The sequence below is a fragment of the Microbacterium sp. nov. GSS16 genome, from assembly GCF_028198145.1.
Classification (GTDB): Bacteria; Actinomycetota; Actinomycetes; order Actinomycetales; family Microbacteriaceae; genus Microbacterium.
Window position 1 is genome coordinate 892,501 of record NZ_CP116338.1, and the last position, 19,752, is coordinate 912,252.

Annotated in this window: 21 protein-coding genes; 12 read left to right on the top strand and 9 right to left on the bottom strand. The window is 69.0% G+C overall.

Going from position 1 to position 19,752, the window contains the following annotated elements; genetic code table 11:
• Positions 1–108: 108 nt before the first annotated feature.
• Genes rpsF through rplI form a run of 4 tightly spaced genes read left to right on the top strand, consistent with a single transcriptional unit; the run spans position 109 to position 1,738 of the window.
• Positions 109–474: a 30S ribosomal protein S6 gene (gene rpsF / locus PGB26_RS04095; RefSeq protein ID WP_204974971.1), complete on the top strand. Its 366-nt coding sequence runs from the start codon at positions 109–111 to the stop codon at positions 472–474.
• Between the two features lie 5 nt (positions 475–479).
• Positions 480–974, top strand: a complete 495-nt coding sequence (locus PGB26_RS04100; protein ID WP_271639072.1) for a single-stranded DNA-binding protein — start codon at positions 480–482, stop codon at positions 972–974.
• A gap of 45 nt (positions 975–1,019) precedes the next feature.
• Positions 1,020–1,274 carry a 30S ribosomal protein S18 gene (gene rpsR, locus PGB26_RS04105; protein WP_071641238.1) on the top strand — a complete coding sequence of 85 codons (255 nt, stop codon included), beginning with the start codon at positions 1,020–1,022 and terminating at the stop codon, positions 1,272–1,274.
• A gap of 11 nt (positions 1,275–1,285) precedes the next feature.
• A complete protein-coding gene (gene rplI / locus PGB26_RS04110) occupies positions 1,286–1,738 on the top strand; it encodes a 50S ribosomal protein L9 (protein WP_271639075.1) in 453 nt (150 codons plus the stop codon).
• A gap of 237 nt (positions 1,739–1,975) precedes the next feature.
• On the opposite strand, the gene PGB26_RS04115 is transcribed toward rplI, so the two are convergent.
• Positions 1,976–3,361 (bottom strand): chaplin family protein, encoded by a 1,386-nt coding sequence (locus PGB26_RS04115; RefSeq protein WP_271639076.1) that lies wholly within the window; start codon positions 3,359–3,361, stop codon positions 1,976–1,978.
• A gap of 83 nt (positions 3,362–3,444) precedes the next feature.
• On the bottom strand, positions 3,445–4,449 hold the full coding sequence (locus PGB26_RS04120; RefSeq protein ID WP_271639077.1) for a hypothetical protein: 1,005 nt from the start codon (positions 4,447–4,449) through the stop codon (positions 3,445–3,447).
• Between the two features lie 145 nt (positions 4,450–4,594).
• On the opposite strand from PGB26_RS04120, the gene PGB26_RS04125 reads away from it, so the two are divergent.
• The 8 genes from PGB26_RS04125 (at position 4,595) to PGB26_RS04160 (ending at position 14,150) form a co-directional block, all read left to right on the top strand.
• Positions 4,595–5,626: a Gfo/Idh/MocA family protein gene (locus tag PGB26_RS04125; protein ID WP_271639078.1), complete on the top strand. Its 1,032-nt coding sequence runs from the start codon at positions 4,595–4,597 to the stop codon at positions 5,624–5,626.
• 178 nt (positions 5,627–5,804) lie between these two features.
• Positions 5,805–7,100 (top strand): ABC transporter substrate-binding protein, encoded by a 1,296-nt coding sequence (locus tag PGB26_RS04130; RefSeq protein ID WP_271639079.1) that lies wholly within the window; start codon positions 5,805–5,807, stop codon positions 7,098–7,100.
• An 82-nt stretch (positions 7,101–7,182) separates the two neighbouring features.
• Positions 7,183–8,184: a carbohydrate ABC transporter permease gene (locus PGB26_RS04135; protein ID WP_271639080.1), complete on the top strand. Its 1,002-nt coding sequence runs from the start codon at positions 7,183–7,185 to the stop codon at positions 8,182–8,184.
• On the top strand, positions 8,181–9,101 hold the full coding sequence (locus PGB26_RS04140; RefSeq protein WP_271639081.1) for a carbohydrate ABC transporter permease: 921 nt from the start codon (positions 8,181–8,183) through the stop codon (positions 9,099–9,101). The genes PGB26_RS04135 and PGB26_RS04140 overlap by 4 nt, the downstream gene beginning before the upstream one ends.
• A gap of 1 nt (position 9,102) precedes the next feature.
• Positions 9,103–10,542, top strand: a complete 1,440-nt coding sequence (locus tag PGB26_RS04145) for a GH1 family beta-glucosidase (protein WP_442923003.1) — start codon at positions 9,103–9,105, stop codon at positions 10,540–10,542.
• Between the two features lie 95 nt (positions 10,543–10,637).
• Positions 10,638–11,666, top strand: a complete 1,029-nt coding sequence (locus PGB26_RS04150; RefSeq protein WP_271639082.1) for a LacI family DNA-binding transcriptional regulator — start codon at positions 10,638–10,640, stop codon at positions 11,664–11,666.
• Between the two features lie 392 nt (positions 11,667–12,058).
• Positions 12,059–13,450, top strand: a complete 1,392-nt coding sequence (dnaB, locus tag PGB26_RS04155) for a replicative DNA helicase (protein WP_333909435.1) — start codon at positions 12,059–12,061, stop codon at positions 13,448–13,450.
• Positions 13,451–13,499: 49 nt separating this feature from the next.
• Positions 13,500–14,150 (top strand): LON peptidase substrate-binding domain-containing protein, encoded by a 651-nt coding sequence (locus PGB26_RS04160; RefSeq protein ID WP_271639083.1) that lies wholly within the window; start codon positions 13,500–13,502, stop codon positions 14,148–14,150.
• Between the two features lie 9 nt (positions 14,151–14,159).
• Here the strand turns inward: PGB26_RS04160 and PGB26_RS04165 are convergent, their stop codons facing one another.
• From PGB26_RS04165 to PGB26_RS04195, 7 genes are all read right to left on the bottom strand, one after another.
• A complete protein-coding gene (locus PGB26_RS04165) occupies positions 14,160–14,657 on the bottom strand; it encodes a DUF427 domain-containing protein (RefSeq protein WP_271639084.1) in 498 nt (165 codons plus the stop codon).
• Between the two features lie 38 nt (positions 14,658–14,695).
• Positions 14,696–15,472 carry an alpha/beta fold hydrolase gene (locus PGB26_RS04170; RefSeq protein ID WP_271639085.1) on the bottom strand — a complete coding sequence of 259 codons (777 nt, stop codon included), beginning with the start codon at positions 15,470–15,472 and terminating at the stop codon, positions 14,696–14,698.
• A gap of 52 nt (positions 15,473–15,524) precedes the next feature.
• Positions 15,525–16,712 (bottom strand): AI-2E family transporter, encoded by a 1,188-nt coding sequence (locus PGB26_RS04175; protein ID WP_271639086.1) that lies wholly within the window; start codon positions 16,710–16,712, stop codon positions 15,525–15,527.
• A 95-nt stretch (positions 16,713–16,807) separates the two neighbouring features.
• The gene (locus tag PGB26_RS04180; RefSeq protein WP_271639087.1) at positions 16,808–17,923 is read right to left on the bottom strand and encodes an FAD-dependent oxidoreductase; all 1,116 of its coding nucleotides are present in this window, start codon (positions 17,921–17,923) and stop codon (positions 16,808–16,810) included.
• A 6-nt stretch (positions 17,924–17,929) separates the two neighbouring features.
• On the bottom strand, positions 17,930–18,100 hold the full coding sequence (locus PGB26_RS04185; protein WP_271639089.1) for an FAD-dependent oxidoreductase: 171 nt from the start codon (positions 18,098–18,100) through the stop codon (positions 17,930–17,932).
• A gap of 20 nt (positions 18,101–18,120) precedes the next feature.
• Positions 18,121–18,777 (bottom strand): histidine phosphatase family protein, encoded by a 657-nt coding sequence (locus PGB26_RS04190; RefSeq protein WP_271639090.1) that lies wholly within the window; start codon positions 18,775–18,777, stop codon positions 18,121–18,123.
• A 48-nt stretch (positions 18,778–18,825) separates the two neighbouring features.
• Positions 18,826–19,740, bottom strand: a complete 915-nt coding sequence (locus PGB26_RS04195) for a J domain-containing protein (RefSeq protein ID WP_442923004.1) — start codon at positions 19,738–19,740, stop codon at positions 18,826–18,828.
• Positions 19,741–19,752 lie beyond the last annotated feature (12 nt).

A 19,752-nucleotide genomic window follows, 5' to 3' on the forward strand; every position in this document is an offset into this window, starting at 1 on the left:
GTCTGCCCGCCGGCATCCATTCGGGAAGCTGCGTCAGACGACGTGCTACACACCCTCCTGCTTCCGGGAAAGTCCCGGGAGCCGTTCTAGTCCGAAGGAGGTGGGTAAGTGACGCACCAGTACGAGCTCATGGTCATTCTGACCCCCGAGCTGGACGAGCGCCAGGTTGCCCCCAACCTCGACAAGTTCCTGAAGGTCATCACCAACGATGGTGGCTCGATTGACAAGGTCGACATCTGGGGCAAGCGTCGTTTCGCCTACGAGATCAACAAGAAGAACGAGGGCATCTACGCCGTCGTCAACTTCACCGCCACCAGCGAGGCCACGCAGGAGCTCGACCGTCAGCTCGGTCTGAGCGAGCTCGTGTTCCGCACCAAGGTCCTGCGTGCTGAAGAGGCACAGGCCATGGTCGCCGCCGAGGCCAAGCGCGCAGCCGACAAGGCCGCTCGCAAGCCCAAGGTCGCAAAGGCCTAAGGCTCATGGCCGGCGAAACCGTCATCACCGTGGTGGGCAACCTCACGGCAGACCCCGAGCTGCGTTACACGCAGAACGGTCTGCCGGTGGCGAACTTCACCATCGCCTCGACCCCGCGCACGTTCGACCGTCAGGCCAACGAGTGGAAGGACGGCGAAGCGCTGTTCCTCCGCGCGTCGGTATGGCGCGAGTTCGCCGAGCACGTGGCAGGCTCGCTGACCAAGGGCATGCGCGTCATCGCGCAGGGCCGTCTGCGTCAGCGCTCCTACCAGGACCGCGAAGGCAACAACCGCACGGCTATCGAGCTGGAGGTTGACGAGATCGGTCCGTCGCTGCGATACGCGACGGCACAGGTCACGCGGGCCGCATCCAACGGCGGTGGGCAGTCGCGTCCGCAGCAGCAGCAGCAGGTCTCGGACGAGCCGTGGTCGACGCCCGGCTCCTCGAGCGCTGACGCCTGGAGCACTCCGGGCAGCTTCGGCGACGACACCCCGTTCTGAATTCCGGATGCCCAGGCATCCGATCTCATCTCTTAAGGAAGAAACATGGCTGGAAAGTCGAGCGGCGATCGCCGCAAGCCGCGGAAGGGTGGCAAGCCCACCGCTCCCGCGAAGTCCATCCGCGTTGGCGTCATCGACTACAAGGATGTCGCGACGCTTCGCAAGTTCATCTCGGAGCGCGGCAAGATCCGCGCCCGTCGTATCACCGGTGTCTCGGTGCAGGAGCAGCGTCTGATCGCCAAGGCGATCAAGAACGCTCGCGAGATGGCTCTCCTGCCCTATGCCGGCGCTGGCCGCTGAGGGGTACCGACATGGCAAAGCTGATTCTCACGAACGAGGTCGCCGGGCTGGGTAGCGCCGGTGACGTCATCGAGGTCAAGAACGGGTACGCCCGCAACTACCTCGTCCCCAAGGGCTACGCAGTGGCGTGGACCCGTGGTGGCCAGAAGCAGGTCGAGTCGATCCAGGCAGCCCGCAAGGCCCGCCAGATCCACGACCTCGACGAGGCGACCGCACTCAAGAACAAGCTCGAGGGCACCAAGGTGCGTCTGACTGTCAAGGCCGGCGCCGAGGGGCGCCTGTTCGGCTCGGTGAAGACCGCCGACGTGGCCGACGCCGTCGCCGCTGAGGGCCTCGGCTCGATCGACAAGCGCAAGGTTCACTTCACCGCTCCGATCAAGACGACGGGCGAGCACGAGGCGTCGGTTCGTCTGCACGACGACGTCACCGCCGTGATCACCCTCCAGGTCATCGCCGCGAAGTAATCTCACTGCACCAGCAGGCCCCCGACATCTCCGGATGCCGGGGGCCTTCTGCATGGCGCGACCGCGAAGCCGGAGCGATGAGGGGCGGTGCGGGGTCGACTATGCCCGCTTCGGGGCTGGATTTCGTACGTTTCTGACCCGGGGCGGGTGCGAGACGGATGCCGGAGATATCCTCGTCAGGGCATGCCGCTGCGGCGGATGCGACTGTCGAGGTCGCATCCGCCGCAAGGGCTGGTGTCAGGCCGCCGCGCGAGCGCGACCGATCAGCGCTGCCCCGAGGAACAGCATCAGGCCGGCGAGCAGGGCGAATGCCGGAGCCATCTGTCCGCCGCCGGTCACGGCCAGCGCCGGAGCGCTGGTCATGGTCGACGTCATGGCTGCCACGCGAGGCGATGCCGTCGCCGCGGCGACGACGCCGAGAGTCGTCCCCTGGTCGCTGCCGGATGCGGCGTCCGTCCCAGGCTCCGAGTCGGTTCCTGGGTCGGTTCCGGGCTCGGTTCCCGGGTCGGTTCCTGGCTCGGTTCCGGGCTCGGTTCCCGGGTCGGTTCCCGGGTCGGTGCCGGGTTCGGTCCCGGGGTTGGCGCCGGGAACCTCAACGGTGCTGTCGCCGATCAGCGAGATGCCGTTGCCGCCGATGGTGATGGGTGCGGTGATGGGTGCGAGCACCTGGGTGCCGCTGAGGATGCCGTCGTCTCCGCCGGTCATGGCGTCGGTCGCGGGTGCCTGTGCGGGAGCCGAGGCTGCGTCGGATCCCTGAGCGACGGTGGAATCGCCCAGGACGGAGATGCCGTTGCCGGTCACCGTGATGGGCGCGGTGATGGGTGCGAGCACCTGGGTGCCGCTGAGGATGCCGTCGTGTCCGCCGGTCATGGCGTCGGTCGCGGGTGCCTGGGCGGGAGCCGAGGCTGCGTCGGATCCCTGAGCGACGGTGGAATCGCCCAGGACGGAGATGCCGTTGCCGGTGACCGTGAGGGGTGCGGTGATGGGTGCGAGCACCTGGGTGCCGCCGAGGATCCCGTTGTCTCCGCCGGTCGTGGCGTCGGTCGCGGGTGCCTGGGCGGGAGCGTGGGCTGCGTCGGCTCCCTGAACGACGGTGGAGTCGCCCAGCAGGGAGATGCCATTGCCGGTCACCGTGATGGGCGCGGTCACCGAGATGAGACCCTGGGTTCCCGCCAGGATGCCGTCAGACCCGGAGGTGCTGGCCGGTGCCGGGGCCGGTGCGGGCGCCGGCGCGGGAGCAGCCGTATCCGCCTGAGTCGCGGACGACCCGAGAACACTCACGGCGTTCCCCGACACGGTCACCGGAACGGCCACGTCGATGAGCGCCTGCGTGCCCGACGCCACGCCGTCGTCGCCGCTGGTCTCGGCCGGTGCCGGAGCCGGGGCGGGAGCCGGTGCCGGTGGAGCGGCATCCGGAATCGACCCGACGACCCCGTCGCCGAGTACCGACACCGCGTTGCCGACGACGTCGACGGGCGCGGTGATGGGTGCGAGAATCTGCGTCCCCGAGAGAAGACCTTCGTCTCCGTTCGTTTCAGCCGCATTCGCGGCCGTGGCGCCGAGCAGCGAGACGCCGCCGGCGATGAGCACGCCCCACATGGCGTGCTTGACGATAGTGCGCATGAGAATTTCTCCTGATCTGTACGAGATGAAGATCACACGGTCGCGTGATCCGGCGTGCCGATGCAGAATCGGCCGCCCTCTCGTCAGTCAGGGGAGACGTCGGTGCTGCCCGCCGGAGACGCCGGCAGAGCGGCATCATCGGGGATGCCCGTTCGTGAAGACGCCGCGTCGTCGAGACGCGCGGAGGATGGAGTGTCAGAGCTCGTGCCCGACGCGGGCCCGGTGCCGCCTGCGGCAGCTGTCGGTGTCACGGCGCCCGGGCCGCTCGCGGGCGCACCGTGCGGGTTGCCGGATGGTGCGGCCGGCTGAACGACGGCGTCCCGCGCCGGCGGTGACGCGTCTGCGCTCATGGAGACGGCGAAGGCGAAGGTCGACGGATGCGCCGAAGTCGCCTCAGCGGTGAGCCCCTCGGGCTCGGCATCGGGTTCGGCCGCGGCCTCCACAGCGGGGCCGGCTTCTGAGGAGTCAGTGTCTGACGGAACCTCGGCGTCGGGGAGCGCCGTGTCGCCCGTGGTCGGGATGCTCGGCTTCAGTCCGTCGACGACGGGCTCGATCGTGCTGTCGATCACAGGTGGCACCACCTCGAGAATGCCATCGACGCCGGTCGCGACTTCCCCGACGAGGTCGGTCGCGCCCAGTCCGTCGACGACCGCACCGACCACGGGAACGCTGCTGACGACATCGGTCACCGGCGCCACGATCGCGCTGACGGGAGCCGACTCGGCGACCGCTCCGACGGTCTGCGTCACGGCCGAGACCGTGTCGCCCGTCGTGGCGATCACCTCGGCCGCCGGAGCTCCCACCACCGGCACGGATGCCACGGTGGCGGTCGTCTTCTCGACCGCCTTCTCGACGGTCGAGACCACGGGAGATGCGATCTGCTCGACGGTCGACGTCGCCGTCTTGGCGACCGGGGCCACGACATCGCCCAGCGTCTCGCCCACGAGTGACGTCAACCCCGACAGAGGCGTCGGAGCTTCGTCATCCGCTCGGGCGTCACCGCCGGAGAACACGGCGCTGAGCAGCGCCCAGGCGAGCACGAAGAGCGCGCCCCAGAGGTACACCGCAGATCTGCGGACCCCTGTCATCTCCACGTTCACGCTCAGCCCCCCCGTGCAATCCGAGAAATCTCCGATCGTGCCCAGGACGATACCCGACGACCTCGAGATCGTCCACCCCTGCGTCAGGACTCACGTGCAGGGCGGGCAGTTCGGTGCATTAGGTTCAGGACTCATGACCGCGCCCGTCCTGACCATGCCCGCTCCGCGCACGACACCGCTGAGGGGCGGTCCCGCTCTGCGATGGGGTGTCGTCGCGCCCGGCGGCATCGCGGCGGACTTCGTGCACGCCCTGCACGCGCACACCGACCAGCGCGTGATCGCGGTCGCCTCGCGATCGGTCGACCGAGCGCGTTCGTTCGCGCGGCGTCACGACATCGCCAGGGTGCACGACGACTACGCCGGGCTGTACGGCGACGAGCAGGTGCAGATCGTGTACATCGCCGCACCGCACAGCGAGCATCGGCGACTCGCGATCGATGCGATCGCCGCCGGCAAGCACGTGCTCATCGAGAAGCCGATCGGGCTCTCCGCCGACGAGGCGCGCGAGGTCGCCGCCGCTGCCGGCGCCGCCGGGGTCTTCGCGATGGAGGCGATGTGGACCCGCTTCCTTCCGCAGACGGATGTCATGCTGCACCTGCTCGAAGACGGCATCATCGGGGATCCGCGACTTCTCCTCGCCGATCTCGGCTTCGCCGCCGACCCCGCCGACGGCGGCCGGCTCTTCGATCCGGCCCTGGGAGGCGGGGCGCTGCTCGACCTCGGCGTGTACCTCGTCTGGCTCAGCCACCTGTGGCTGGGAACGCCGACAGCCGTCACGGCCGTCGGCACTCTCACCGATTCGGGCGTCGATCAGCAGAGTGCGCTCGTGCTCGACTACGCGTCGGGCGCTCAGGCTCTGCTGAGCACGAGCATCCGGGTGACGTCGCCGGGCGCGGCATCCATCTCCGGATCCGACGGCTCCGTGCAGATCGACCCGTCGTTCGTGTTCCCGGGGGGTTTCTTCGCGCAGCGCGGGGATGCCCGAGGTCGGTTCGTCGACGAGTCCGGCCTGCGCCACCGCGAGGGGATGGCCTGGCAGGCCGTATCGGTGGCGGAGCACATCGATGACGGGCTCCTCGAGTCGCCGCTGCATCCGCTGCGGACGTCGATCGAGGTCGTGACGATCATCGACGAGGCGCGTCGGCAGCTGTCACGCACGCGCTGAGCCGTGTCGCTCGCTGAGGTGAAGGAATGCGACTTCGCCGTGGGAGCGCGCCCACAAAGCTCTTGACAGGGCTCGACGCGCGAGCGTAACGTGAACGCCGAAGCTGCTGGGAGCGCTCCCACGTCGAGTCATGGGAGCGCTTGCATACTTCACCCGGAGCGCACACAAGGGAGTGACCGTGAAATCAGCACGAAACAAGATCGCCGCATCCGTCGCCGGCGTCGCAGCCGTGGCCCTCGTCGCCACCGGATGCTCGAGTGGAGGTGGTGCCGAAGCGAGTGACGACGAGATCACCCTGTCGATCACGACCTTCGGCACGATGGGCGTCGATGCGAAGTACGCCGAGTACATGAAGCAGAATCCGAACATCAAGATCGAGGCGACCAACCTCGAGGGCGGTGGAGCTGCGCGCGACGACGCCTACGCGAAGATCGCCGCCGGCACCGGCCTCAGCGACATCGTGGCGATCGAGGAGGGCTGGCTCGGCACGATCGCCGAGGTGTCCGACGCGTTCGTCGACCTGCGCGACTACGGCATCGAAGACGTCAAGGACTCCTGGCTCGACTGGAAGTACGAGCAGGGCACCACGGCCGACGGCAAGGTGATCGGCGCCGGCCTCGACATCGGCCCGCAGGGCCTCTGCTACCGCGGCGACCTCTTCGAGGCCGCGGGGCTGCCCAGCGACCGTGAGGAGGTGGCGGCCTACTTCGGCGGCGAAGATGCCACTTGGGATCGCTTCTTCGAGGTCGGCAAGGAGTACGTCGACAAGTCGGGCAAAGCCTTCTACCACAGCCCGCGATTCTTCTGGAACTCCTTCGTCAACCAGCAGAAGGAGGGCTACTACAAGAAGGACGGCGAGACCCTCAACATCGACGACAACGAGGTGCTGAAGGAGCACTTCGCCAAGATCGTCGAAGCCGAGAAGGACGGTCTCGGCGCAGGCCTTCCCGGCTGGGAGGTCGGTCCCGAGGCCAAGGCCGGCGACTTCGCCGTCTACATGTGCCCGAGCTGGATGCTCGGCATCGTGCAGGGCTACTACGACGAGGGCACGACCGACAGCGGCTGGGACTTCGCGAACGTGCTCCCCGGCGGCGCGGCCAACTGGGGTGGCGCATTCCTCGGTGTCGCAGAGTCGTCCGAGCACAAGGAGGAGGCGGCGAAGCTCGCGCTGTGGCTGGCATCGCCCGAGCAGCAGGCGTCGGCGTTCGAGAAGGCCGGCCCGTATCCCAGCACGATGGAGGGTCAGAAGCTGGTCGCCGACACCACCAGCCCGTTCTTCAACGACGCTCCGATCGGTCAGATCTTCGCCGAGCGCTCGAAGGGCGTCGTGGCGCAGGTGAAGGGACCGGAGGACTCCAACATCCAGGACAACGTCTTCGGCCCCATCTTCGACCGCGTCAGTCAGGGCGAGGTCACCGACGCCGACGAGGCCTGGGACGCCGCCATGGAGCTGCTCGACCAGTTCCGGAGCTGACTGCCCGGGCGGCTCGACGCGTCACGCCGTCGAGCCGCCCGTGCATCCATCTCTCCGCACCCATCTTGCGATTGGTTCAACGATGAGCATCACAACCAGCAGAGCGCCCCGAACGGAACTGACGTTCCGGCAGAAGGTGAGTCGCTTCGACCACACCTTCTCCCCTTACCTGTACATCGCGCCGTTCTTCATCCTCTTCGCGTTGATCGGCGTCTTCCCCATCGCGTACACCTTCAACGTCTCGCTGTACGACTGGCATCTGCTCAAGGGGCAGGGCGACTTCGTCGGACTTCAGAACTACGTCACGGTGCTGAGCGATCCGTTCTTCTGGAACGCCTTCCGCAACACGTTCAGCATCTTCCTGCTCTCGGCGATCCCGCAGCTCGTCATCGCCACAGGGGTGGCGGCGCTGCTGAACCAGGCGATCCGCGGCAGGACGTTCTGGCGCATGAGCATCCTGCTGCCGTACATCGTCGCTCCGGTGGCCGTGACAGTCATCTTCCTGCAGGTGTTCAACCAGTACCACGGACCCGTCGCCGGTCTGCTCGAGCTGCTGGGTCTCGACCCGATCCGCTGGACCTTCGACGTCTTCCCCTCGCACGTCGCGATCGCGACCATGGTCAACTGGCGTTGGACCGGCTACAACGCCCTGCTCCTGCTCGCCGCCATGCAGGCCGTGCCGCGCGACATGTACGAGTCGGCGACCATCGACGGGGCGAGCAGGCTGCGCCAGTTCTGGTCGATCACGATTCCGCTGATCCGCCCGACTCTCATCTTCGTCGTCATCACCGCGACCATCGGAGGGCTGCAGATCTTCGCCGAGCCGAGGTTGTTCGACAGCCGCACCTACGGCGGCAGCGACCGCCAGTTCCAGACGATCGTCCTGTACCTCTACCAGCTCGGCTTCCCGTTGCGCGACTTCGGCCGGGCGTCGGCGACGGCGTGGATCCTGTTCGTCATCATCATGCTCGTCGGCCTGCTCAGCTTCGCGGTCACCCGGGCCATCCGCTCGGCTGACGCGAAGACCGCGCGAATGCGCACTGCGCGCGCCCGTTCGGCCCGCGAGCAGCAGGGAGCATCATGACCGCCATCCTCACCCGTCCCGTCGCGCCCGGTTCGCCCGAGTTCGATCAGCGCCGCGCCGAGGCATCCGAACGCCGTGCCAGACGCCGCCGCGCGTACGAGCGCCCCGGCATGCTCACGTATGCGCTGCTCATCGCCTACTTCGTGGGATCGGCGTTCCCGCTGTGGTGGTCATTCGTCATCGCCTCACGTCAGTCGTCCGACATCAACCTCGTGCCCCCGGCAGTGCTGCCTGGACCGAACTTCCTCACCAACGCCGGCAAGGCATTCGAGAGCGTGCCGTTCCTGCTCTCGCTGGTGAACAGCGCGGTGATCTCCGCCGCGATCACGATCTCGGTCGTCTTCTTCTCGACCCTGGCCGGATACGCGTTCGCCAAGCTGCGCTTCCGGGGGCGCACCGGCCTGCTCGTGACGGTGATCGCCACCATGGCCGTTCCGACTCAGCTGGGCATCATCCCGCTGTTCATGCTGATGGCCGAGTGGCGCTGGATCGGCACTCTGCAGGCCGTCATCATCCCCGGGATGGTGACCGCTTTCGGGGTGTTCTTCATGCGCCAGTATCTCGTCGACGTCATCCCCGATGAGCTCATCGAAGCGGCGCGCGTCGACGGCGCGAGCATGTGGGGCACGTTCTGGCACGTCGCCCTGCCTGCCGCGCGCCCCGCGATGGCCGTGCTCGGACTGTTCAGCTTCATGGCCGCCTGGACCGACTACCTGTGGCCGCTGCTGGCATTGAGCCCTCGCAATCCCAGCGTGCAGACCGCGCTGGCGGCGCTGAGCGCCGCCGGCGGGCAGAACCCCGACAATGCGATGGTGCTCGCCGGTGCGGTGCTCTCGGTGATCCCTCTCCTCATCCTCTTCTTCGTCGCGGGAAAGCAGCTCGTGACCGGAATCATGCAAGGCGCAGTGAAAGGCTGACATGACGATCGAGATGCAGGCCCACACCAGAGACAGCCCCGACTACCGGGACGCCGGACTCGACTTCCCCGCCGGATTCGTCATCGGCGCGGCCACTGCGGCGTATCAGATCGAGGGCGCCGCCACCGCCGACGGACGGGGGCCCTCCATCTGGGACACGTTCAGCGCCACGCCGGGCAGGGTCGTCGACGGGGACACGGGCGACGTCGCCGTCGACCACTACAACCGGCTCGAGTCCGACCTCGACCTGATGGCTCAGCTCGGCATCGAGGCGTACCGGTTCTCGATCTCGTGGCCGCGCATCCAGCCGACCGGATCCGGACCGGTGAACGTGGCGGGCCTGGCCTTCTACGGCCGCCTCGTCGATGGCCTGATCGCCCGCGGCATCCGTCCGATCGCGACTCTCTATCACTGGGACCTGCCGCAGGCGCTCGAGGATGCCGGCGGCTGGACCAACCGCGAGACCGCCTATCGCTTCGCCGAGTACACCCGCCATGTCGCCCGAGCGCTCGGCGACCGCGTGCCGGTGTGGACCACCCTGAACGAGCCCTGGTGCAGCGCTTTCCTCGGCTACGGCTCGGGCGCGCACGCTCCCGGCCGCACCGACGGTGCCGCAGCGCTTCAGGCGATGCACCACCTGAACCTCGCCCACGGCCTCGCCGTGCAGGTGCTTCGGGAGGTCGCGCCGCACGCACAGGTGTCGGTGACGCTGAACTTCCACGTCGTGCGGGGCGCAGACGGGCAGCGATCCGAGGCGGTGCGACGCATCGACGCCCTGGCCAACAGGTCGTTCACCCACCCGATGCTCGTCGGCGGCTACCCGGCGGATCTCATCGATGACACCGCGCAGGTCACCGACTGGCTGTTCGTGCGGCCGGGCGACGCCGAGATCATCCATCAGCCGATCGACTTCCTCGGCGTCAACTATTACTCGACTACGCGGGTGCGCATGTGGGACGGCTCCGCCCCGCGCGAGCGCGCCGACGGTCACAAGGACGTCGGCGGCTCGGCCTGGCCGGGCAGCGACATCGTCGAATTCCTGAGGCAGGACGGCCCGTACACGGCGATGGGATGGAACATCGCTCCCGACGGGCTCGAGGAGCTGCTGCTGAGGCTCAGTCGCGAGCATCCGGGTCTGCCGCTCGTCATCACCGAGAACGGCGCCGCCTTCGACGACGAGCGCATCGGCGATCGAGTGCACGACGACGCCAGGCTGGACTATCTGCGCCGTCACTTCACTGCGGCGCATCGCGCTCTTCAGCAGGGCGTCGACCTGCGCGGCTATCTCGTGTGGTCGCTGTTCGACAACTTCGAGTGGGGCTACGGGTACAGCAAGCGATTCGGCATCGTGCACGTCGACTACGACACGCAGGAGCGCACGGTGAAGGACAGCGGACGGTGGCTGTCGCGACTGATCGAGGAGCACCGGATCCCGGAGTGATCACCGGGCCCGCGTGGCGTACGGTGAAGAGGTCCGCCCTCGAGTGGCGAGGTCCACGATCGCGCTGGATGCGCAGCAGGAGACGAAGAGTGACGATGAAGCCGTCTCACAGCGCGAAGCCGTGGATCCCGACGCTCGAAGAGGTCGCGGCGCTCGCAGGGGTGTCGAGCTCGACCGCGTCGCGGGTGATCAACGGGTCGCCGCGGGTCACCGAGAACACCGTCGCGCGAGTCAATGCGGCGATCGCGAAGGTGGGTTACGTGCCCAATCGTGCGGCGCGCAGCCTCGCCCGTCGCAGCACTCAGACGGTGGCCATGGTCATCCCCGAGCGCACGGCGGAGTTCTTCGCAGACCCGTACTTCGCCGAGGTGATCCAGGGCGCCGCGATGTATGCGTCGTCGACCGAGTACTCGCTCACGCTGCTCATCGAGTCGGAGAAGGACCCGCAGAAGACCCACCAGCTGCTGCGCCGCGGCAATGTGGACGGAGCGCTGATCCTCTCGCATCACAGCGCATCGTCGTCGTATCGAGAGCTGGCGCGCACGCTGCCGGTCGTCTTCGGGGTGCGCCCGCCGGGCGAGACCGGTGAAGAGATCCACATCGTCGACGTCGACAACACCGCCGTCGGCGCGCTCGCCACGCGGCATCTCATCGAGCGGGGGCGGCGGCGGATCGCCACGATCACCGGACCGCTCGACACGTCGGCTGGGCAGGAGCGTCTCCAGGGGTGGCGCGATGTGCTCAGAGCTGCGGGCCTCGACGAGGCCGGCAGCGAAGAGGGCGACTACACCCCGACCGGCGGAGCGGCGGCCGCGCGTCGGCTGCTCGATGCGGGGGTGGAGATGGATGCCCTGTTCGTCGCGTCGGCGCAGATGGCGGCCGGCGCGCTGAGCGTGCTGAAGGAGCGCGGAATCGGGGTTCCGGATGACGTCGCCGTCGCCACGGTCGACAACAACGTCTTCTCGACGAGCGCGTCTCCGCAGCTCACGACCGTCGATCTGCACACCGCGGACAAGGGCGCGGCGATGATGGCGGCGGTCGTGCGTCTGATTCGCGGCGAACAGCTCGGCGCCGACTCTCCGCTGCCGCTCGACCTCGTGATCCGCGAGTCCACGGGCGCGTGATCCGGCGCGGCGCGCCCGGGCGCGATTCCACTTGACTTTCCCCAGGTTCTGCACATCGGCGCCGACTCGCCGAAACCTTCAATCTCACGTTGAAGCGGAAATCCCTCCACAGGGTGGGGAACCGAAGAAAACCTGATCAAACGCAAGAAAATTCGACGACGTTGAAACTCTCCACCGAGTTGTCCACACCCGTTCTGCACAGACACTCCAGAGTTCTTCGCACACTCTCCACATAGTTATCCACAGCCCTAGTTGCATGGGGATAACCCGGCTTCTAGCTTGGGGGAGACCGGATGTCGGTGGCGCGTGTTCTGCTTGCGCCTGAGGCCGACGACCCGCCGGTCGCAAGCGCCGGTGACGTGTGTCGAGTCGTGCCGGCCGGGAGGAGCACGGTGTCGATCGCAGATATCTCGAACGAGCGTCTGGGTGGTTCGCGCACGCCCGAGCGCACCCCGCCGCACGATCTTCTGGCCGAGCAGAGCGCGCTGGGTGGCATGCTGCTGTCGAAGGATGCCGTCGCCGATGTCATCGAGATGCTCAAGGGCGCCGACTTCTACGTGCCCAAGCACGAGCTGATCTTCGAGGCGATCCTGTCGCTGTACTCGCACGGTGAGCCGACCGACGTCGTCGCGGTCACCGATGAGCTGATCAAGACCGGCGAGCTCGGGCGCGCCGGTGGTGCCGACTATCTGCACACGCTCACCTCGATCGTGCCGACCGCCGCGAACGCCGGCTATTACGCCGGGATCGTCGCGGAGCGCGCGATCCTGCGCCGCCTGGTCGACGCGGGCACGCGCATCGTCCAGCTGGGCTACGCGGGCGAGGGCGACGCCACCGACATCGTCAACAACGCGCAGGCCGAGATCTACTCGGTGACCGGATCCGAGACGGCCGAAGACTACGTGCCGCTGACGATCGCCGTCGACGCGGCCGTCGAAGAGATCGAGGCGGCCAACGGCCGTGACGGCACGATGACCGGCATCCCGACCGGATTCCGCGAGCTCGACGAGCTGACCAACGGTCTGCACGGCGGCCAGATGATCGTCGTGGCCGCGAGGCCTGCTATGGGCAAATCAACGCTGGCTCTGGATTTCGCCCGGGCGGCAGCCATCGGCCACAACGAGCCATCGATCTTCTTCTCGCTCGAGATGGGCAAGAGTGAGATCGCGATGCGTCTGCTCAGCGCCGAGGGCGCGATCCCGCTGCAGAACATGCGCAAGGGAACCCTCGATCCCCGTGACTGGACCACCGTCGCCGCGACTCGCGGACGCATCAACGACGCTCCGCTCTACATCGACGACAGCCCGAACATGACGCTCGTCGAGATCCGCGCCAAGTGCCGCCGGCTCAAGCAGCGCGCCGGCTTGCGGCTGGTGGTCATCGACTACCTGCAGCTGATGACGAGCGGTAAGCGCGTCGAGTCGCGTCAGCAGGAGGTGTCGGAGTTCTCGCGTGCGCTCAAGCTGCTCGCGAAAGAGCTGCAGGTGCCGGTGATCGCGCTGTCGCAGCTGAACCGTGGTGCCGAGCAGCGATCCGACAAGAAGCCCGCGATCAGCGACCTGCGCGAGTCCGGCTCGATCGAGCAGGACGCCGACATGGTGATCCTGCTGCACCGCGAGGCCGCCTACGACAAGGACATCCGTCCGGGCGAGGCCGACCTGATCGTCGCCAAGCACCGAAACGGCCCCACCGCGACGATCACCGTCGCCTTCCAGGGGCACTACTCGCGATTCATGGACATGGCGCCGGGCGACTTCGGCGGCGGGGGCGGCGACTTCAACTGACCCTCGCGAGCCGGGTGACGCAGCGCGGCCATAGTGATTTACTGGCGCGATGGCAGCCACTGCGATGTTCCCGCTCGAGACGGTGCTGTTCCCGTACACGCCGCTGGCTCTGCGCGTCTTCGAAGAGCGCTACCTGAAGATGCTCGGCGCAGCGCTCGAATCGCACGAGCCGTCGTTCGGCGTGGTGCTCATCGAGCGCGGATCCGAGGCCGGGGGAGGGGATACCCGGTTCCGCACCGGCACCATGGCTCGGATCGTCGAGGTCGCGGCGACCGAGCGCGACATCGAGCTGCTCGTCGTCGGCGGGGAGCGCATCGAAGTGGGCGCGTGGTGGAACGACGAGGCGTATCCGACCGCCGAGGTGCACGCCATCGGCGAGCTGAGGTGGGATCCGGCACTCGCGCCGCTGCGCGACGAGGCGGAGAAGCACGTTCGTCGCGTGCTCACGCGCGCGGCGATGACTTCCGGCAGCCGGTGGGATCCGAACATCGAGATCTCGGACGACCCCCTGGAGTCGTCATGGCAGCTCGCCGCGATAGCGCCGCTGGGGCCGATCGACCAGCTCGAGCTGCTGCGCGCCACCTCGCTCGGAGGGCTGCTCGCCCGCACCATCGATCTCACGCTCGAGGCCGAAGAGCTGCTCAAGGCCACGTTCGACCATGGCGGCGGTGCCGGCGACGAACCGGGCCTCACCGCCTGATCAGCGCATTCACCAGCCCATCGAGCCCGGCGCGCCCTTGAACGGGCCGCGGATGCGGGACGTGATCCAGCCGCCGTAGAACCGGCCAGGCTGCGGTGTCACCTGCTCGTCGCCGACCGTGCATGCATCCATGTCGCCCGCGTAGACCGCCACGCGTCCGCTCAGAGACTCGAACCCGCGTGCCGGGCGCGGGTACGTCCAGGCGGCTCCAGGCACAACCCGCTCGCCGCCGTGCACGTCGAAGTACGCGGCCTCCCCCTTGAACTCGCAGAAGGACGACCCCTCTGCCGGGATGAGCGCTCCGTCGACGAACGACGCGATCGGCAGGTAGTAGACCGGCGGATGACTCGTCTCTAGCACGCGGATCGCGTTGACGGTATCGGCGATCAGCACGCCGCCGAGGCGGATCGTGATCCGCTCTCGCTCCGGCTCGGCGCGCGGCGGCCGCGGATAGTCCCACACGGACTCCTCGCCTGGACGGATGGGATCGGGTACGGGCCGTCTCATACCCGCGAGGGTACTCGTTCACCGCGACGCGACTGCCGTCAGGCCCGCTCGGCGATGACCCGTGCGGTCGCCACGGGATCGGCACGGTGCATGACCGACTCCGGCACGATCACCAGGCCGGCGTCCTCGATCTCGGCGGCGAGCCGGTCGGACGACGCGACCAGGAAAGGGAAGGTCTGCGCCCCGCGCAGCACGGTGACCGGCACATCGACGTCGAGCAGCGCGGCATCCGGACGCCGGTAGCGCAGCGTCAGCCGGGCGTCGTACACGGTCGACTGCGCGAGCGGGGCCAGGGCGGCGAGCTGGCCGCTCGCGCGGCCCGCCTCCACCATCTCGGCCGGCAGCCCCACGGCGTCGCGCTGGAACATCGCCACTGCGTCATCATGGCGGGCGGCGTCGACCAGCTCCTGCAGAGGTCGCGGCAGCTCTTCCCCCCAGCCCTCGCCGTCGAAGTCGATCGGCGGCTCCGACAGGAACAGCGCACCGGTCGGCACGCCGCGCGACGCGGCGAACAGGGCAAGGATCGCGCCCGAGGAGTGGCCGAGCACGGCATCCGCTCCGCCGACCGCCGCGATCACGGCGGCCAGGTCGTCGGCCTCGTCGGCCGGCGCGGAATCCGGGCGGTCGCCGCTCGCACCCCGCGCGCGACGATCCCAGGTGACCGCGCGGAAGCCGCTCTGAGCCAGCGCCTCGGCCAGCGGCCCGGCATCCGCCGCCGTCGACAGAGCGCCGTTCACGACGACGACGACGGCCGGCCCCGCCCCGGTCGTCGTGTAGGAGATCTCGGTTCCGTCTGCGGAGGTCGCGATGCTCATGACGCCATGCAACCACCTCGACGGCTTCGGCGCGACGGGTTGTCGATGAGGCTCAGGCGACCTCGACGGCGGTGCTCTGCGACGCGCGGGGCTCTCGTGGCTTGCGCCGTGCCCACTTCGCGGGCAGGTTCTCGCCGTCCCACACCTGGATGATGCCCCACACGGCCGCGGTCGTCGGCACGGCCAGCACGGCGCCGACCAGGCCGCTCAGCGCCGTTCCCACGGCCAGAGCGACCAGGATCACGAAGGCGTGCAGCTTCATCGTGCGCCCCATCAGGAACGGCTGCAGGAGGTTGCCCTCGAGCTGGTTGACGAGCACGACGACGCCGACGACGAGCAGCGCGCTCACCCAGCCGTTCGCCACGAGGGCGACCAGCGCCGCGAGCACACCGGCCAGCGTCGCACCGACGATCGGGATGAACGCCAGAAGGAAGACGAGCACGGCCAGGGGAATCGCCAGCGGCACCTGCAGGATGAGCAGGCCGATGAGGATGCCGACGGCATCCACCAGAGCCACTGTCGCCGTCCCGCGCACGTACGACCCGAGCACGCCCACGGTCTTGTGGCCGATCCGGCGCACCCGGCTCTCGTTCTCGCCGTGGAAGGGACGCAGCAGGAACTCCCACATCTGCGGGCCGTCCTTGAGGAAGAAGAAGAGGATCGTGACCAGCAGCACGAATCCGGTGACGAAGCTCGCCACCGCGCTGACGCCAGCGAGGGCGCCGGAGCCGAACTGCGAGCTCGTGACGAAGTCGGTGAGCGTGTTGGTCCACTCCTCGATCTGGTCGGGGGTGAACAGCTGGAAGGGCAGCGTGTCGATCCAGTCGAACACGTGGTCGATGCCCTGCTGCGCCTGTGCGTACAGGTCGTCCCACTGATCGCGAACCGCCCACACGATCAGCCAGCTCAGTCCGCTGAGCACCGCGACGATCGTCAGCAGGGTGATGATCGTCGCCAGCAGATCCGGCACGTGATGCCGGCGCAGCCAGTTCATCGCCGGGGCGAACGCGCACGCGAGGATGAGCGCGATCGCGAGCGGGATGGTGACCAGGGTGAGGTACTGGATGACGTACACGATGCCCGCCGCGACGGCCACGACCAGCAGGATCTGAACCGAGCGGATGCCGAGGCGTCCGAACGCGTCGGCCCAGAGACTCCACGGCGGGCGAGTCGCTCGGGGCTCCACCGTCGTCTGATCGAGCTGGATGCGACGGGGACGATCGCTGCGGAACAGGGTCATTCCGCGAGCCTAGGCTCCGGGGTGCATCCGCGGCGAGTGGTTGACCGCGCGCCGCGGATGTCGCACACTGCCCGCTGCGCGGCGGGGCGCGCCGCTCACCGGCATCGAGCCGCCCGGTCGGCGAGCAGGATGCGCGCCGCGCGATCACCCGAGACGAGGGCGCCCTCGATCGACGGGCTCGTGCGATGGTCGCCGGCGAGGTAGACCACCTCACCGGCGCGTACCGGTGAGGGCCGCAGCGGGGGCGGCTGGTCCGGCAGGGCATGACGGATGTCGTCGCGGCGCAGCAGCGGCCAGCTGCGGGCATCCGTACGCCAGATCTCGCCGAGCTGGGTGCGCACCTCCGCCTCCGACCCGCCGCTGTCGGAGAGCAGGCAGGTGGCCTGCACCAGGTGGCGGCCGGCGGGAGCGTAGGTCGGGGCGGTACGCGAGATGATCGCCGTGTTCACGATCGGCCCCCGCCGGCGCCCGTCGACGGCGAGCATGCCGGATGCGGAGGGCGCGGTATCGGGCGCGAACCACCACGTCTGCAGTCCGCGCATCGGCGGGGCGGCGACACCGGTCAGTGGGGCCAGATGATGCGCGTCCACGGCGACGATGGCGGCGGCGGCGCTCGCCGGATCGGCACCCGAGATGTCGACCTCGACGCGCCCCCGCTCGGCGCGCACGCCGGTGACGCGATGGGAGAGCCGGATGTCCGCGCCCGCCGACCGTGCGCGTGCCGCCAATTCGGCGGGCAGCGCCTGGATGCCCTCCGCCGGGAGCCCGGGCGCACCGCGCAGGAACAGCCCCACCAGCCACCGCACGAACACCTCGGACGTGCCGAAGTGGCCATCGGCGAGCACTCCCGACAAGAACGGCTCGACGACCTCCGTGCGCAGCGCCCCGTGAAACCCCGCCGCGTCCCAGCCCTCTCGCGCGGCGCGGTCGTCCCCCGCGGCGGCTCGCCTCAGCAGCCGTCGCGGCGCGAGCACCGACGGGGCGGCCCAGCGAGCCAGAGCGACCAGAGCGCCGGGGTCGAGCAGCCCGCTGCGCAGGCTCGTGCGGATCGACAGCGGATGGCGGCGCGGATCTGCCAGCGTCGCCAGCCCGATGGGGTCGCCCGCGACGTCTTCCGCCCGGCGCACATGCACGCCGACGGGGAACGGCTGCAGGCGCAGCGCCGGCACGTCGGCCCACCGTCGGACGGAGCGGTAGGCGGGGTTGAGCACATGGAATCAGCGATCCAGCTGGAACCCGTCCACGATGTCGGTGCGCTGGCGCCCGCCGACGTCGTCCGAGGCCTCGAGCACGACCGTGTCGAGCCCCGCCTCGGCGAGAACCGTTGCGGCGCGGAGGCCCGCCAGGCCCGCGCCGATGACGATCACGTCGTGGTCCACTGCCCTCATGCCGCCTCTCCCGTCCCGTCTCAGGATTCCGCAGGCTGCATCGGCAGATGCGGGCCGTGGTTCCAGGCGAGGATCGCGGGCTGCTCGCGGGCGAACCCGAGAACAGACACCGATCCGGCATCAAGCGAGATCGATGCCCCGAATCGCGGCGCCTGCCGCAGGAACACGGCGGTCAGGATACGCAGGTAGTGTCCGTGCGCGACGAGGGCGACATCTCCGGATGCCATCGCCGGCAGCACCCTGGTGAGAACGCGGGATGCCCGGGCGGCGACCTCTTCGACCGTCTCGCCCGGCGTGTCGCCGCGGATCACCCCGTGCGCGAAGGTGGTCCAGTTGTAGCCGAGCTCGGCCCTGATCTCCTTCGTCGTGCGCCCCTCGTACCCGCCGTAGTCCCACTCCACGAGCAGCGGATCGATCTCGGCCTGCAGGCCGGCGAGTTCGGCCGTTCGCCGCGCGCGCTGCAGCGGCGAGCTGAGCACGAGCCGGAAGTCGTAGCCCTTCACCAGCTCGCCCGCAGCTCGCGCGAGGTCTTCGCCGTGCGGGGTGAGCGGGATGTCGGTCAGTCCGGTGTGCCTGCCCGTTCGCGACCATTCCGTCTCGCCGTGGCGCAGCAGCACGAGCTTGCCTTCCGGGGCATCCGGAGCGGGGCGATCAGGCAGCGGGTCGACGGCATCCACGCTCTCACCGTAACCCCCGCGCCAGCATCCCGGCCTCCCCGCGTTGCTTCACGGCGAGAGCACGCGTGCGCTGTGCGTCAGCCGGCTGCGCACGTCGAACGCCTCGTTGCCGCCGAGCACGCGTGCTCTCGGCACGCCGCTGCGCAGCACCGTGCGCAGCGCGCTGCGGCGCACGACCACCACCGGCACACCGCGGATCGAACCGAGCGGAGCGACCGCGTCGTCGAGGTCGTCGTCGGGAAGGATGAGGATCGCTCCTCCGAAGCGCACCCGCGCACGGCGCGCCACGGTGCGCATGCGGGCGAGCAGTTCGCGGATCGGAGCGGCGCCGCCGACGTGGGCGCCGATGACCTCGCCCTGACGGAATCTCACCGGCCCGCCGAAGTCCTCCGACATGAGACCGTACAGCCCGCTCGGGCTGAGCACGACGTGATCGAGCTTGCCGGCGGCGTCCTCGCCGGTGACGACGTCGTGCCAGGCGGTGAACCCGATGCCGAGCTCTTCGATCGCCTCGGCCGTGGCCTCTTCGGCCAGCGCGTCGGCGAGCATGCGACGCGCCTCCCACGGCGCCGCGCGCACGACCAGCGGGTCGTACGCCTCGGCATCCGTCACCTCGTGGCCGAGCTGGTCGGACAGCAGCTCGCGGTAGCGGCGACGGCGCCACGCGCCCGCCCGGCCGTACGAGCGTCCGCGCGGTCGGGTGCCGGTCGCGCCGGGAGTCGTCGGGCGCGCGGCCCAGGACGCCGCTCCCCGCCCGCGGTCGTACGCGGCGCGTGCCGCCGCGGTCCCGACGAGCTCCCAGGCCCGCTGCACGCGGACGAAGACGGCGGCGTCGCCCCCGGTGTCGGGATGCGTCTGGCGCAGCCGCAGCCGGTAGGCACGGCGCAGCTCGTCGTCCGAGACGGTGGACTCGACCCCGAGCAGCTCGTATGCGGATGCCGAGAGCGGGCCGTCGAAGGTCACCATCACACGTTA

Bases quoted from the DNA above. Each gene is read 5' to 3' on its own strand.
- PGB26_RS04100 (WP_271639072.1), top strand. From the start codon at position 480: ATGGCCGGCGAAACCGTCATCACCGTGGTGGGCAACCTCACGGCAGAC.
- rpsR (WP_071641238.1), top strand. From the start codon at position 1,020: ATGGCTGGAAAGTCGAGCGGCGATCGCCGCAAGCCGCGGAAGGGTGGC.
- rplI (WP_271639075.1), top strand. From the start codon at position 1,286: ATGGCAAAGCTGATTCTCACGAACGAGGTCGCCGGGCTGGGTAGCGCC.
- PGB26_RS04115 (WP_271639076.1), bottom strand. From the start codon at position 3,361: ATGCGCACTATCGTCAAGCACGCCATGTGGGGCGTGCTCATCGCCGGC.
- PGB26_RS04120 (WP_271639077.1), bottom strand. From the start codon at position 4,449: ATGACAGGGGTCCGCAGATCTGCGGTGTACCTCTGGGGCGCGCTCTTC.
- PGB26_RS04125 (WP_271639078.1), top strand. From the start codon at position 4,595: ATGACCGCGCCCGTCCTGACCATGCCCGCTCCGCGCACGACACCGCTG.
- PGB26_RS04135 (WP_271639080.1), top strand. From the start codon at position 7,183: ATGAGCATCACAACCAGCAGAGCGCCCCGAACGGAACTGACGTTCCGG.
- PGB26_RS04140 (WP_271639081.1), top strand. From the start codon at position 8,181: ATGACCGCCATCCTCACCCGTCCCGTCGCGCCCGGTTCGCCCGAGTTC.
- PGB26_RS04145 (WP_442923003.1), top strand. From the start codon at position 9,103: ATGACGATCGAGATGCAGGCCCACACCAGAGACAGCCCCGACTACCGG.
- PGB26_RS04150 (WP_271639082.1), top strand. From the start codon at position 10,638: ATGAAGCCGTCTCACAGCGCGAAGCCGTGGATCCCGACGCTCGAAGAG.
- PGB26_RS04160 (WP_271639083.1), top strand. From the start codon at position 13,500: ATGGCAGCCACTGCGATGTTCCCGCTCGAGACGGTGCTGTTCCCGTAC.
- PGB26_RS04165 (WP_271639084.1), bottom strand. From the start codon at position 14,657: ATGAGACGGCCCGTACCCGATCCCATCCGTCCAGGCGAGGAGTCCGTG.
- PGB26_RS04170 (WP_271639085.1), bottom strand. From the start codon at position 15,472: ATGAGCATCGCGACCTCCGCAGACGGAACCGAGATCTCCTACACGACG.
- PGB26_RS04175 (WP_271639086.1), bottom strand. From the start codon at position 16,712: ATGACCCTGTTCCGCAGCGATCGTCCCCGTCGCATCCAGCTCGATCAG.
- PGB26_RS04185 (WP_271639089.1), bottom strand. From the start codon at position 18,100: ATGAGGGCAGTGGACCACGACGTGATCGTCATCGGCGCGGGCCTGGCG.